Origin of the sequence: Nocardia altamirensis NBRC 108246 (assembly GCF_001612685.1) — a bacterium.
Lineage (GTDB): Bacteria > Actinomycetota > Actinomycetes > Mycobacteriales > Mycobacteriaceae > Nocardia > Nocardia altamirensis.
Window position 1 is genome coordinate 23,647 of sequence record NZ_BDAY01000074.1, and the last position, 15,407, is coordinate 39,053.

At 65.5% G+C, this 15,407-nt stretch carries 3 protein-coding genes; all 3 read right to left on the reverse strand.

What is annotated here, in order from left to right:
* Positions 1-443 precede the first annotated feature (443 nt).
* The 3 genes from NA11_RS32880 to NA11_RS32890 all read right to left on the reverse strand — a co-directional run bounded on the left by NA11_RS32880 (position 444) and on the right by NA11_RS32890 (position 15,215).
* Positions 444-1,562 (reverse strand): Fic family protein, encoded by a 1,119-nt coding sequence (locus NA11_RS32880; RefSeq protein ID WP_069165949.1) that lies wholly within the window; start codon positions 1,560-1,562, stop codon positions 444-446.
* A gap of 67 nt (positions 1,563-1,629) precedes the next feature.
* A complete protein-coding gene (locus NA11_RS32885) occupies positions 1,630-2,325 on the reverse strand; it encodes an LmeA family phospholipid-binding protein (RefSeq protein ID WP_069165950.1) in 696 nt (231 codons plus the stop codon).
* Positions 2,310-15,215 carry a non-ribosomal peptide synthetase gene (locus tag NA11_RS32890; RefSeq protein ID WP_084655261.1) on the reverse strand — a complete coding sequence of 4,302 codons (12,906 nt, stop codon included), beginning with the start codon at positions 15,213-15,215 and terminating at the stop codon, positions 2,310-2,312. Before NA11_RS32890 ends, NA11_RS32885 begins: the two co-directional genes overlap by 16 nt.
* Between the last annotated feature and the right edge of the window lie 192 nt (positions 15,216-15,407).

A 15,407-nucleotide genomic window follows, 5' to 3' on the forward strand; every position in this document is an offset into this window, starting at 1 on the left:
CGATCAACACGTCGATCACCGCAACCCCGTGATGAGGACCACGGTCGCCTGCCTCGCGCGAGCGGACACGGCCCCCCTTTCGATCACAGCGTCCAGGTACAGATAGGTAGGATGTCTTAGCGGCCAGGGTGATTGCATCGCCGCACAGGGTGAGGCACGGATGCGCCCGCGCAGTCCGCGCTCCCGCGACCGGCGAAGCCATAAGCACTGGTCAGCGCCGTTGCCGCGAACGCGACAAGCCGGGCATCACCGACGGCGACGCGACCGCCGCGGACAAATCACCCCGCCGGGGTGACGACGTCACACCAATCGCGGGGGTCAGCATACCAATAAACAGGGACCGAGTCGGTTTACGACCAGTGGGCCGACCCCACGTTGACAAACCGACTCGGCTGACGCTGACCCGGTCGGTGAATCCCCCGGTTCTCGGCCGCCGCTCCCGGTCAGGGCTGAATGAGCTCGTAGGAGGTGCTTCGGCCGCCGGAGTTCGAACGTTGCAGGACACCGAGTTCAACGAGCTCGTTGATGTCGCGCAGCGCGGAGTCTTGCGAGGACTTTGTGATGATCGCCCACTTCCGGGTGGTGAGATTGCCGTGGAATCCGTCGAGGAGGCGGTTGAGCATGGCGATCTGGCGGGCGTTCATGGGCGTCTGCACCCAACGCCGCCAAAACCGGGCCTTCGCCAGGACGGCGTCGACTGTGCCGTCGGCGTGGGTGATCGCGCGCTGCAACGCGGCGAGAAACCACAGCAGCCAGTCGGTCACATCGAGCGTGCCCTTCTGGGTGCGCTCCAGAATCGTGTAGTAGGCATTGCGATCTCGTTGGATCTGCGCCGAAAGGCTGTAGAAGCGAAGCGAACTGTGGTCGGCGCGCGCCAACCACAGGTCGCCGAGCGCGCGTGCGATGCGTCCGTTGCCGTCGTCGAAGGGATGCACGGTCACGAACCACAGATGTGCCAGACCGGCTTTCACGATCGGCGGTTCGGTCGCGTCGCGATTGAACCAGTCCAGAAACCGCGCCATTTCGGTGTCGAGCCGGGTGGCGGGCGGGGCTTCGAAATGCACGCGCTGGCGACCGTAGCCTCCGGAGACCACCTCCATCGGACCGGTTTCATCGGTGCGCCATCCGCCGACGCGCACACGTGAGATGCCGGAATGTCCCGTGGGAAAGAGTCCGGCATGCCAGCCGAAGAGCCGATCGGCGGTCATCGGCGTGTCGTGGTGGACGGTCGCGTCGAGCACCATTTGCACCACCCCGTCCACGTTCCGGTCGGCGGGAACGAGTGCACCGATGTCGACGCCTAGGTGGCGGGCAATCGAAGAACGAACCGACCCGACATCGAGCAGCTCACCCTCGATCTCACTGGTCTTGACCACGTCCGAGGTGAGCGCTGCGAGACCGGCCTGATCGCGGACCGCCTCGTCGGTGTCGGCGAGCCTGCCGAGCAGGTGTCCTTGACTCTGCGCGACCTCGACCAGTGGACCGGCCAGCCGTTCAGCGTCGTATCGCAGGTCTGGCCAGTCTCGGTCCTCCCAGATGTATGTCCGATTTCCGTCTGACATGCGGTGATCATACGCCTTATTCACCGCAGAATCTGCGGTGAATAGGAAGGCATTCGCCGCATCGGGGTCAAGGGAGGTCGGTTAGGTGGGTGTTGTGGGCTTGGGCGGTGACTTGGAGGCCGGCGGGGGTTGGTTGGATGGCGGTCAGGCGGGCGCCTAGGGGGAGGCGTTGGAGAGGGATGGTGAAGGTCAGGGTGCGGCGGAGGAGGGCGAGGGGGATGGTGGGGCCGCCTGTTGAGGGTTGGGCGGAGATCGGGGTCACTTCGATGCCGTTGTCAGTGGGGGCGACGGTGACTATGACTGTGGCGGGGATGGGGATGCCTTCTACCGAGAAGGTGCCGGTGATGCGGAGGCCGTCGGGGGCGTAGGAGATCGAGTCGACTTCGGTGGGGGCGAAACCGCGGACGGTGTCGTAGGGGACGACCGCGGTGGCGGTGGCGGTCGCGGCGACGAGGTTCGAGGTGCGGTTGTTGAGGATGTCGGTGAGCGGGGCGGAGACGTCGGTCATGGTGACGTTGAGGTCGGCGACGGTGAGGCCCTGGCCGGTCCATGTGTCAGCGTGGACGCGGACGTCGCGATAGGTGCCGTCGACGGCTTGGGTCAGGAAGGGAAAGCCGCCGATGTCGACGCGTGGCTCGTTCTGGAGGTGGTATTCGGCGGCGATTTTGCGGGCGATCTCGTTCTGCGCCATGGCGACAGCGATTCGGTCACCGGCGAGCAGGGCGATCACCAGCACGATGATCAGTATCAGCAGTCCGCGCATGCGCTCACTCGTTCATCCATCCCACCATCATGCTGTGCATCCCGGGCGGCCGCCTCGGAGCCGGAGTCGAGCTCATCGTGCGGCGCTCCCATCGGCGCAGGGAGGAACCCGATCTCGATGAAGTAATCGAAGTAGCGGCTCAGGATTGCCTCATCGACCGGCGCGAGGGTGAAAGCAGGCTCGCTGCCCTGCTCAGCGGCGGTATCGGGTTCGCCACCGGGTGCCGCGTAATTGCCGATGAGTGCTGCCGCCCGGAGCAGGGCATCGTCACCGACCGCAAACGCCGTCTCGGCGGCATCGGCAACCGCCTCGGCGAATTGCCCCGGCTCGACCACGGTGACCGGGAAACCGCGCCGCCTGGCCTGCGCCGCGATCGCCTGCCAGATCCCCTCGCTCGAACCGGTCAGATAGTGAATGTTGCTCAGCGCGTGCGGATCCCGCGAGAACCGAACGAGCTCGGCGGCGGCGTAGTCGACCGGCGCCATCGGCAGGTCGACGGCACCGAATTCCGGCCACACGCCGAGCACCACCATCGCCCGGATCATCGTCGTCACCGCGTCGTCGATCGGGCCGGCGCCAGTGCGGGAATCGCCGGTGAGCTGGCCTGGCCGATAGATGGTTGCGGGCAGGCCACGGTCGATACTGGTCAGCACCAACTGTTCGGCGACCCATTTGCTGAGTGTGTAACCTCCCAGTCCGGCCGGAACGCGGTCGTCGCCCGGCATCCTGTCAACCACGGACGCTGTGGACACATAGTGCACAGGTTTGACCCGCGTGGTGCTCGCCAACCTCAGCATCTCGGTCGTGCCAGCGACATTCGCCGCTCGCATCCGGGAATACGGTTCGAGATGGTTGACCTGAGCACCGTTGTGATAGATCACGTCGATCCGCTCGGCCAACTCGGCGAACCGGGCCGGTTCGACCCCGAGTAGCGGGCGGGCCAAATCACCTCTGACAGCAACGATCCGGTGCCGATCGGCAGCGACATCGACCCGATACTGTTGCGCGACAGCGTCGATACGCGCCGCCGCGGCACCATCGTCGGCCGCGCGAACCAAGCAGTAGACGGTGGCCGTCGACCGTTCCAGCAACTCTCGCAGCAAGAAGATTCCGAGAAAGCCGGTGGCGCCGGTGAGCAGTATCGCTTCCGGCTCGCCCTGATGCGGTGCGGCGCAATGATCAACGCTGATAGCGGGATCCAGCACCGCATCGGCGGCCGGGTCGGCCTCGTCGGCACCGTCGAACCCGTCGCGCAACGCCGTGGCCAGCGCGGCAACGCTGGAGTGCCCGAACAGCATTCGCACCGATACCGGCGTGCCGAGCGCGGCGGTCAAACCCGCGCACGCCCGGATACCCGACAACGAATTACCGCCCAAGGCAAAGAAGTCGTCGTCCAATCCGACCTGCTCGGCACCGAGTACGTCGGCGAAAACCTTGGCGATGGCCTGCTCCTCCGGGGTGCCGGGGGCACGGTACTCGCGCAGGACGATACGCGGAGCAGGCAACGCCGTCCGGTCCAGTTTGCCGTTGACCGTGACCGGAAGCGCATCCAGCAGCACCCACGCCGACGGCAGCATGTGCGCAGGCAACCGCCGCGCCAGCGCCGCTCGCAGCTCATCGATGACGATCTCGGAGCCAGGCACGGCCACCAGATAAGCAACCAGCTGATCACCCAACCGCTCATCGGCCCGAACCACCACAACCGCTTGCGCCACCGATTCGACGGAGACGAGCGCGGACTCGATCTCCCCCAGCTCGATACGCAGACCACGCAGCTTCACCTGAAAGTCGATGCGGCCCAGGTAATCCAGCGTGAACCCGGCGACGGATTCCGGCCCATGCGCAGGCACCCAGCGGACCAGGTCCCCGGTCCGATACCACCGCGAACCAGGCTCACCCCACGGGTTGGCGACAAACCGCGCGGATGTCAGACCGGCACGATCGTGATAGCCACGCGCCATCGCCGCCCCGGCCAGATACAACTCACCTGCCACTCCGGCAGGCACCGGATTGAGCCGGGAATCCAACACGAACGCCGTCACACCAGGCAGCGGTGGGCCGATCGTCACCGGTTGACCCGCAACAAGTTCCGTGTAGGTGGCACCGATCGTCAGCTCCGTCGGGCCGTAGCTGTTCACGTAGCGCCTGCCCGGCTGCCAGACCGACACCAGTTCCGCGGTCGCGGCGTCACCGCCGGTCATCACGACTTCCAACCGCTCGAGGCCCGCCGGGTCGATGGTGCTCACCAATGCGGGCGTGATGATCGTGTGCGTCACCTGCTCGGTGTGCATCAGCGCGGCCAGTTCGGGCCCACCGAGCAGCGACGACGGCACCACTACCGATGTGGCCCCATTGGCGAAGGCGCACAACAACTCCTCCACCGATTGATCGAAGCTCGGCGAACAGACATGCAGCACCCGATGCTGTGGCTCGATCCGGTTTATCCCGGTCGAGTAGTCGGTCAGCGGAGCCAAACCGGCATGGGTGGTGACGACCCCCTTGGGCAGCCCCGTCGAACCAGAGGTATAGATCAGATACGCAGGATGCGCCGGGGACAACCGCCTGATCCGATCGGCAGCACCGACCGGAGCCGCGGACGCCGCAGCACACCGCTGCTGCGTCAGCGCATCGTCGAGCACCAACCACGCCACGTCGCCAGGTAACTCATCGACCAACTCCGCCGTGGTCACACCGATGACCGCACCTGAATCAACCACTATGTGCCGCAACCGATCCACCGGATAATTCGGATCGATCGGCACATAGGCCGCACCCGCCTTGGCCACCGCCCAGATCGCCGCGATCATCTCATAGGACCGCGGTAACGCAAGTGCCACATATGATTCCGGGCCGATCCCCTGCCCGATCAATACTCGCGCCAACCGCGACGAATACTCATCGAGTTCCCGATAGGTGACCGACCGGCCACGATCACGCACCGCGACCCGATCCGCGCCGAACGCCATGCCGCGCAGCAGCAGATCCGGCAGCAACACGACATCCGCGGGCGCACCACCAGTCATCTGCGTGAGCTGCCTGCGCTCGTCCTCGGCCAACAGCGGCAGGTCGCCGACCGCCGACTCCGGTTGGTCGACCATCGCCGACAACAACCGCGTGAATCGCTCGGCGAAACCTTGCACAGTGGCTTCGTCGAACAGATCACGCGAGAACGACAAGACGCCGACCATGCCGGCAGCGCCGTCGCCGGCCGCACGGATGGTCAGTGACAGATCGAACTGCTCGGTGCCCGCCTCGTAATCGACCGCGCCGATCCGCAACCCGGGCAACTCGAAATCGGCATCCGGCAGATTCTGGAACGACAACATCACCTGGAACAGCGGATGGCGCGCCATCGACCGCGCCGGATTCAACAGCTCCACCAGGCGTTCGAACGGCATGTCGGCGTGCGCGAAGGCGGCAAGATCCACTTCCTTGGTGCGCGCCACCAATTCGGTGAAACCGAGCTCACCCGGCACCTGGGTCCGCAGCACCAGCGTGTTGACGAACATGCCGATCACATCATCGAGTTCGGCCTCGCCGCGACCCGATATCGCGGTACCGATCGAGATGTCGTCGGTGCCGGACATGCGCGCCAGGAACACCGCAAGCGCGGCATGGACCACCATGAACAACGTCGCGTTCTCCGCACGCGCGATGGCCAGCAAGCCCTCGTGCACCTCGGGCTCGACCTGGAAGACCACGTGCCCACCGGCCGAGGACTGCACCAGGGGCCGCGGTCGATCTGCCGGTAGCCTCAATTCGTCTGGCGCACCGGCCAATGCCGCCCGCCAGAACCGCATCTGCTCCGAGAGCACGCTGTCCGGATCGTCCTCGGACCCGAGTACCTTTCGCTGCCACAGGCTGAAGTCGGCGTACTGCACCGGCAACGGCGGCCATGCCGGTGCCTCGCCCGCCAATCGTGACGTGTACGCCGCCATCACGTCGCGAGTCAACGGACCGATCGACCACCCGTCGGCGGCAATGTGGTGCGCGACCACTACCAGGACATACTCGGCGACTTCGGAAGTCACGTCAGCGGCGGCGACTTCGAAGAGCGCTGCACGTAGCGGTACTTCGGTGGTCACGTCGAAGCCAGCCGATACCATTTCGGCGACTCGCGCCGGAAGTGCTTCGACGACAACAGATTCCGAGACAAAGTCCAGCGCCGCCTCCGACACCGGCAGAATCACCTGCACCGGATCCGAATCGGTCTGCGGATAGATCGTACGCAGAACCTCATGGCGGGCAACCACATCGACCACCGCCGACCGCAAAGCGGCAACGTCGAGCTCACCGGTCAGCCGCAGCGCGGCCGGGATGTTGTAGGCCGCCGAAGCGGGATCGAACCGATTGAGGAACCACATCCGCTGCTGAGCCAACGACAACGGGACACGCTCCGGCCGTGGACCAGCCACCAACGCCACCCGCCCGGCCCGCGCATGCTGTTCGACCCACCCAGCCAATGCGGCAACCGTCGAGGCCTCGAACACCGCACGCACCGCAACACGCACACCCAACGCAGCACCCAATCGTGCAGTCAACTGGGTAGCGACGAGCGAGTTGCCTCCGAGGGCAAAGAAGTCGTCGTCGAGCCCGACCCGCTCGACACCGAGCAGGTCCGCGAACACACCGGCCACCGCCTGCTGCACGGTAGTCTCCGGCGCACGGTACTCACGCACCTGGAACACCGGATCCGGCAACGCCTTCCGATCCAGCTTGCCCGAGGCGTTGAGCGGCAACTCCGCCAACATCACCAATGCCGACGGCACCATGTAGGGCGGCAACCGACGGCCTAGCGCCGCCCGCACCGCCTCGACATCAACCTCGTCGGCCCCAACCAGGTAACCGACCAGCTGATCGCCCGCCGCCGTCGTCACGACCTGCACCACCGCCTGGCGCGCGGTCGAGCACGCAAGCAGCACGGCCTCGATCTCACCCAACTCGATCCGCTGACCACGGAACTTCACCTGGAAGTCGGTGCGACCGAGGTACTCCAGTCCCCCAGCGGTGTGCCCACCCGTCGCCCGACCGCCACCCCTCATCGAATCGCTTCGCGATGCAGGCACCCAACGCACCAGGTCACCGGTGCGATACATCCGCTCACCGGCCGCACCGAACGGATCAGCGACAAACCGATCAGCGGTCAAATCCACCCGGCCCTGATAACCACGCGCCAGCTGTGTCCCCGCGAGGTACAACTCGCCCTGCACCCCGACCGGTACCGGCCGCAACGCCGAATCCAACACATACGCCCGCGAATTCCATACGGGAGCACCGATCGGCAACGACACGGGCAGCGCCTCGCCAACTCGCCACGCGGTGGCAGTAATGGTGAACTCGGTGGGGCCGTAGCCGTTGTACACCGCCGCGTCCGACACCTGACGGAAAGCAGCAACGGTCGCAGGCGACAACACCTCACCACCGGCGAAAACTACACGTAGCGAACGGTATTCGGCAGATGACGCCGCGGCGGCGAAGACCGCGAGCAAGGAAGGGACCACTTCGAGCACGGTCACCCCGTGCCGTTCGATGACCTCGGCTTGATACGCCGGATCGCGATAGCCGTCGTGCGTGATCATGACGGTACTTCCGCCGATCATCAAGGGGCCGAACATCTCCCACACAGACGGATCGAAGGTGAACGGCGTCCGCTGCAACATCACATCGGTCTCGTCCAACCCGAGCGCATCGACCATCCAACCCATCTGGTTGACCAGCCCTGCATGGCTGACAGCCACGCCCTTCGGACGACCGGTCGAACCCGAGGTGTACAGCACATAGGCGGTATTGCCCGCACGCAACACCCCGCGCCGCTCGCCTGCCGCCACCGGCGCACCGGAATGTCGCGCCAGGTCCACTTCGTCGACGTAGAGCACGGGCAAGACACCGGCAGCTCCCACACCGACGCCACCCGACGCGATCTCGTCACGGCGGGTGGTCAGCACACACACTGGCTTCGCACCGGCCAGCACATGCTCGATCCGCTCGGCGGGATGCTCCGGATCCACCGGCAAATAACCACCACCAGCGGTGAGCACCGCGTAGACCGCGACCAGCATATCCACCGAACGGCGAATACCGACCGCAACCAAAACCTCTGGACCGACACCGATCTCGATCAGCTCCCGAGCCAACCGGTTCACCCTGGCGGAAAACTCCGCATACGACAGCGTCACGCAGTGACTTGATGAGGTGTGGCGGTCGGGCGACGGGTGGGCCTGCCGGGCCAACGCCTCGGCACCCGGATCGAAGACGACCGCAACGGCGTCCGGGCGCGCCCGCACGTTGGCCTCGAACCAATCCAGCACACTCACCGCGTCGGGCACCACGTGCGCGGTCTGATTCCATTCGCGCAACACCACCGCCCGCTCGGCATCGTCGAGCAGATCGATATCACGCACCCGTCGCTGCGGATCCTTCGCGATGGCCTGCAATACCCGCAGATAGCGGTCAGCGAAACCGGCAACTGTCGCGGCGTCGAACAGATCAGTGGCATAAGAGAATTCGACTGAGAGACCGACCGCACCCAGTTCGCCGCCAACACCGACAGCCTCGCCGATGGTCAGCGACAGGTCGAACTTCTCGGTCACCTTCGCGAATTCGACTCCGGAGATCCGCAGCCCCGGCAGCTCGAACGCACCCTCGGGCAGGTTCCGCACCGTCAACATCACCTGGAACAACGGGTTGCGGTTCAGCGAGCGCTCCGGAGCGAGTAGATCGACCAGACGCTCGAACGGAATATCACTGTGCGCGAACGCCTGCAGATCGCTGTCACGGGTAGCGGCGAGCAACTCGGCGATGGTCAGTTCACCACGAATCCGCGTGCGCAGCACCAGCGTATTGACGAACATGCCGATCACATCATCGAGTTCGGCCTCGCCGCGTCCGGCCACCGGAGTGCCGATGGAGATGTCGTCGGTGCCGGACATGCGCGCCAGGAACACCGCAAGCGCGGCATGGACCACCATGAACAACGTCGCGTTCTCCGCACGCGCGATAGCCTGCAAGCCCTGATACACCTCGGGCTCGACCTCGAACCGCACCTGCCCGCCTGCCGAGGACGGCACCGCAGGCCGCGGCCGATCCACCGGCAGCGTCAATTCATCTGGCGCACCGGCCAATGCCGCCCGCCAGAACCGCGCCTGCTCCGAGAGCACACTGTCCGGATCGTCCTCGGACCCGAGCGCTTTTCGCTGCCACAGGCTGAAGTCGGCGTACTGCACCGGCAACGGCGCCCACACCGGAGCCCCGCCCGCGGAGCGGGCAACGTAGGCGGTCATCACATCACGAGTCAGCGGGCCACCCGACCAACCATCGGCGGCAATATGATGCGCGACCACCACAAGGACGTACTCAGCGCCTTCGGAAGTCACGGTCGCCGTGTCGGCACCGACAACGTCGAAGAGGGCTGCACGCAGTGGCACCTCGGTGGTCACATCGAAGCCAGCCGAGACCATTTCGGCGATCCGCGCCGGAAGCTCGTCGACGGTAACCGATTCCGAGACAAAGTCCAGCGCCGCTTCCGACACCGGCAGAATCACCTGCACCGGATCCGAATCGGTCTGCGGATAGATCGTACGCAGAACCTCATGGCGGGCAACCACATCGACCACCGCCGACCGCAAAGCGGCAACATCGAGCTCACCGGTCAGCCGCAGCGCCACCGGGATGTTGTAAGCCGCAGAAGCCGGATCGAACCGATTCAGAAACCACATCCGCTGCTGAGCCAACGACAACGGGACACGCTCCGGCCGCGGACCAGCCACCAACGCCACCCGCCCCGACCGCGCATACTGCTCGACCCACCGGGCCAACGCGGCAACCGTCGACGCCTCGAACACCGCACGCACGGCAACACGCACACCCAACGCGGCGCCGATCCGCGCGGTCACCCGCGTCGCGACCAACGAGTTGCCGCCGAGTTCGAAGAAATCATCATCCAACCCAACCCGCTCCACGCCGAGCAGGTCCGCGAACACACCGGCCACGGCCTCCTGCACGGTAGTCTCCGGCGCACGGTACTCACGCACCTGGAACACCGGATCCGGCAACGCCTTCCGATCCAGCTTGCCCGAGGCGTTGAGCGGCAACTCCGCCAACATCACCCATGCCGACGGCACCATATAGGCAGGCAGCCGCTCGGCCGTGAACTTTGTCAGCGCCACGGCGTCGACCGAAAGATCCGGCACCGCAACCACATACGCCACCAGTTGCGGACCGGTAGCGCCATCGACCACCAACACGACCGCTTGACTGACCGCCGGATGCGCGAGTAGTGCAGCCTCGATCTCACCGAGCTCGATGCGTTGACCACGCAACTTCACCTGGAAATCGCTGCGACCGACGTACTCCAGAACACCAGAGGCATTCCAGCGCACCAAGTCACCGGTCCGATACATCCGCTCACCAGCCGCGCCGAACGGATCAGCGACAAACCGATCAGCGGTCAGATCCACTCGCCCTTGGTAACCGCGCGCCAACTGTGCACCGGTCAAGTACAACTCACCACGCACGCCAACCGGCACCGGTCGCAGCGACGCATCCAACACATAGGCCCGGCAATTCCACACCGGGGTGCCGATCGGCACCGAACCGAACACCACCTCATCCACCCGCCACAAGCTCGCGGTAATGGTGAATTCAGTAGGGCCGTACGAGTTGCACACCACGGCATCGGACACCTGACCGAAGGCAGCAACCAAGGAAGGTGGCAACACCTCACCGCCAACGAAAACCAGGCGCAGCGAACGGCATTCATCGGGCGATGCCGACGCGGCGAACACCGAGAGCAACGACGGCACGAACGAGGTCACCGTTACCCCGTACCGCTCGATCACCTCAGCCAGATACCGCGGATCACGGTGCCCATCGTGCGCGGCGATAATCGTGCGCGCTCCGATCATCAACGGGAAGAACAGCTCTCGAACCGAGGGATCGAACGTGAACGGCGTCTTGTGCAACACGACGTCGGTACTGTCCAACCCGAGTGCACTGATCAGCCAACCCAGCTGGTTGACCAAGGCGGCATGGCTGACCGCGACGCCCTTGGGGCGGCCCGTCGAGCCCGACGTGAACATCACATACGCCGTGTTCGAAGAACGCAACGGCGCCAACCGATCCGCATCCGTCACCGTGGCATCGGAACAGCCGGACATGCCCAGCGTGTCGATCTCCAGCCGACGCACCGTCCCCGGCAACGCCAACTCATCACGTGACGTGGTCAATACACACACCGGCGACGCGGTCTCGAGAATATGGGCGATCCGCTCGCCGGGATGATCCGGATCAACCGGCACATAGGCACCACCGGCGGTCAGCACCGCATACACCGCGACCAGCATGTCCACCGAGCGACGAATACCGACCGCAACCAAAACCTCTGGGCCGACGCCGATCTCGATCAGCTCGCGCGCCAGCCGGTTCACCCGCGCGGCGAACTCCCCATAGGACAGCGTCACGCAGTGACTCGATGAGGGGTGGTGGTCGGGCGACGGGTGGGCAAGCGTGGCCACCCGCTCCAGCGCCGCACCCTCTCCCGGATCCGCCACCAACGCAACAGCATCCGGCCGCGACCCCACATGCGCCTCGAACCGGTCAAGCACCGTGACCATCTTCCGCAGCGCATGCGCGGTCCGGTTCCAGTCCCGCACCATCATCGCTCGCTCACGGTCATCGAGCAGATCGATGTCACGCACCCGTCGCCGCGGATCGCCCACCAACGACTCCAACACCCGCACGTACCGCTCAGCGAGCCCGGCCACCGTCGCGCCGTCGAACAGATCAGTGGCATAAGAGAACTCAGCCGACAGACCGCCACCACCCGACTCACCGAGGGTCAGCGACAGGTCGAATTTCTCGGTGACCTTCTCGAATTCGACACCCGAGGCCCGCAGCCCCGGCAGCTCGAACGTGCTCTCGGGCAGGTTCTGGAACGACAACATCACCTGGAACAACGGGTTCCGGTTCAGCGAACGATCCGGCGCGAGCAGATCGACCAGCCGCTCGAACGGAATATCGGCATGCGCGAAGGCATGCAGATCAGTGTCACGGGTCGCAGCCAACAAGTCCGCAACTGTCAGCTCACCACGAACCCGCGTACGCAGCACCAACGTGTTGACGAACATGCCGATCAGATCGTCGAGCGCGGCCTCACCGCGCCCGGCCACCGGAGTGCCGATCGCGATGTCATCGGTACCCGACACGCCCGCCAACAACACCGCAAGCCCAGCGTGCAACACCATGAACAGCGAGCCGTGATGTTCGCGGGCCACGACTTGCAGCCGCCCGTGCAGCTCCGCTCCGATCGAGAACCGCACGTGCGCACCGGAGAACGACCGGGTCGCCTGGCGCGGCCGATCGAACGGCAGCGGCAACTCGTCCGGCACACCGGCCAATGACGAACGCCAATACTGCGCCTGAGCCGAAAGCACGCTCCGTGCATCATCTTCCGAGCCGAGCACACTGCGCTGCCAAATACTGAAATCCGCGTACTGGACCGGCAACGGCGACCACGCCGGTACCTCGCCTGCGGCGCGCACGGCGTAGGCGAGCATCAGATCGCGTGCCAACGGGCCCAAAGACCAACCGTCACCTGCGATGTGATGCACCACGCACACCAGCACATGCTCGGTCTCGCTCACCCGCAACACGCGCAGCCGCAGCGGCGGCGCCACGGTCACATCGAACGCCGTGGCAAAAGTCTCCACGATCAACCCGCGAACCGGCTCCAGATCCACGGAGGTGACCACGGACTCCGATCCCGCCCTCGGATCGTCGACAGCAGCCACTACCGCAAGCTCTGGTGTTGCCCGCGGATCGGCGGCGGCGAGTACCACCTGATAGCCCTCGCCGTCGCGGGACGGATAGATGGTGCGCAATACCTCGTGCCGCTCCACCACATCGCCCACCGCAGCACGCAACGCATCCAGATCCAGCGCACCGGACAACCGCACGGCCATCGGGATGTTGTCCACGACGCTCTCGGGATCGAACTGATTGAGGAACCACATCCGTTGCTGGGCATACGACAACGGAATCCGCTCCGGCCGCGGCATCGGCCGCAACGGCAACACCCCGTCACCTCCGGCCAACCAGGCGTGCCGCTCCACCTGTTCAGCCAACCCGGCCACGCTGTCCGACTCGAACACCAGGTGCAGCGGAATCCGAGTACCGAGCGCGGCACCCAACCGTGCCGCAACCTGGGTTGCCAGCAACGAGTTGCCGCCGAGCGCGAAGAAGTCGTCGTTCGCACCGACCGGCTGGCCCTCGTCCGGCCGCAGCACTGCCGCGAAGACCTCGGCCACGATCTCCTCGGTCCGCGTGGCAGGCGCTCGGAACTCCCGTGCCGTGAACACCGGCTCGGGTAATCGAGCCCGATCCACCTTGCCGACCGGGGTGAGCGGCAGCTCATCGAGCACCATGATCGACGCCGGAATCATGTACGCAGGCACCGACTTCGACAGGAACTGCGCAAGTTCGGACGGCTCGAGAGTGACGCCGGGACACGCGAGCACGTACGACACCAACGCGATGGCGCCCGAAGGCAACGCACGACCAACGGTGACCGCGAACGCCACATCAGCATGCGCGGACAAAGCGCTGTCGATCTCACCCAGTTCGATCCGCAACCCACGGATCTTCACCTGAAAATCGACCCGACCCAAATGCTCCAACTGGCCGCCGTCGTTGCGGCGCACCAGATCACCGGTGCGATACATGCGCGCCCCGGACAAACCGAGTTCGGCCGCGAACGGATTGGCAACGAACCGTTCCGCGGTCAACCCGGAACGCCCCGAATACCCTTGCGCCAAGCCAGATCCCGCGATATAGAGCTCACCGGCCACCCCACGCGGCACCATCCGCATCCGCGAATCCAGAATGAGCAGACGGGAGCCATCGGTATCCCGACCAAGGGTGACGGACGCACCCGCCGTCATCGGCCCGGTGGTGACGATCACCGTCGTCTCGGTGGGACCATAGGCGTTGAACACCACACGGTCGGCCGTGGTCCACCGCTCCACCAGCGCGGGGTTCAAGGTGTCACCCCCGCAGATCACCGCCCGGAGCTCCGGAAACGCCTCCAGCGGTACCGATTCCAGTGCACCGGGGGTGATCGTCAGGTGGGTGATCCGCTCCTGCTTCAGCAGCGCCGCCAGATCATCGCCGCCGAAGACCGTCGGCGACACGACAACCAGCGTGGCGCCCGCCGCGAAGGTGTGGACGAACTCCAGGATCGAAAAGTCGAAGCTGGGCGAGCTCAGGTGCGTCACGCGCGACGTTGCCGTAATGCCGTACTGCGCACTGGCCACCCGCGCGATGCCGTCGCTGGTGACCACCACCGCTTTCGGTCGTCCGGTGGAACCGGAGGTGTAGATGAGGTAGGCCGGGTGCTGCGCGGTCAACGGCCGAACACGGTCGCCGTACCAGAACTCGTGCGTCGGCTGCGCCGAAACCTGTTGCAGCACAGCCGGATCATCCAATTCCAGCCACTCGACATCGTCGCAGAGCCCAGACCTGTGCGCCGAGGTGGTGAGCCCGAGCACCGACCCGGAATCGGCAAGCATGAACTCGATCCGGTCGCGCGGATACATCGGGTCAACGGGCACGAAGGCCGCACCGGTCCGAGCGACCGCCCACACCGCAAGCACCGACTCGATGCTGCGGGCAATCGCGATCGCCACCACGTCACCGGGGCCGAGACCACGAGCGATCAACGCACGCGCCCACTGCGCCGAACGCTCATCGAGCTGCCGGTAGGTGAGCTCACGATCCGCACACCGCACCGCCACCCGCTCGGCAGCCGACTCCCCCGCCCCAGTCAACACATCGCCGAACAACGGAACAACCGCCCTACGACGACGACCAGAGCGCACCTCTCGGCGCGCGTTCATGCCAAACCCTCACTTGTCGAACCACACGTCACGAACAACGGACCCACCACCCCATGCCGACCACAGCGGACGGACGGGACGAGCCACGCTCAGGTTGTATAGCCTGGCTTTCCCCAGACCACCTAAACGCCGGAAATGTGGCCGATTGCGGCCCACCGAACCAGAGTTTCGCTAGTCTTCCCTGGTCAGAGG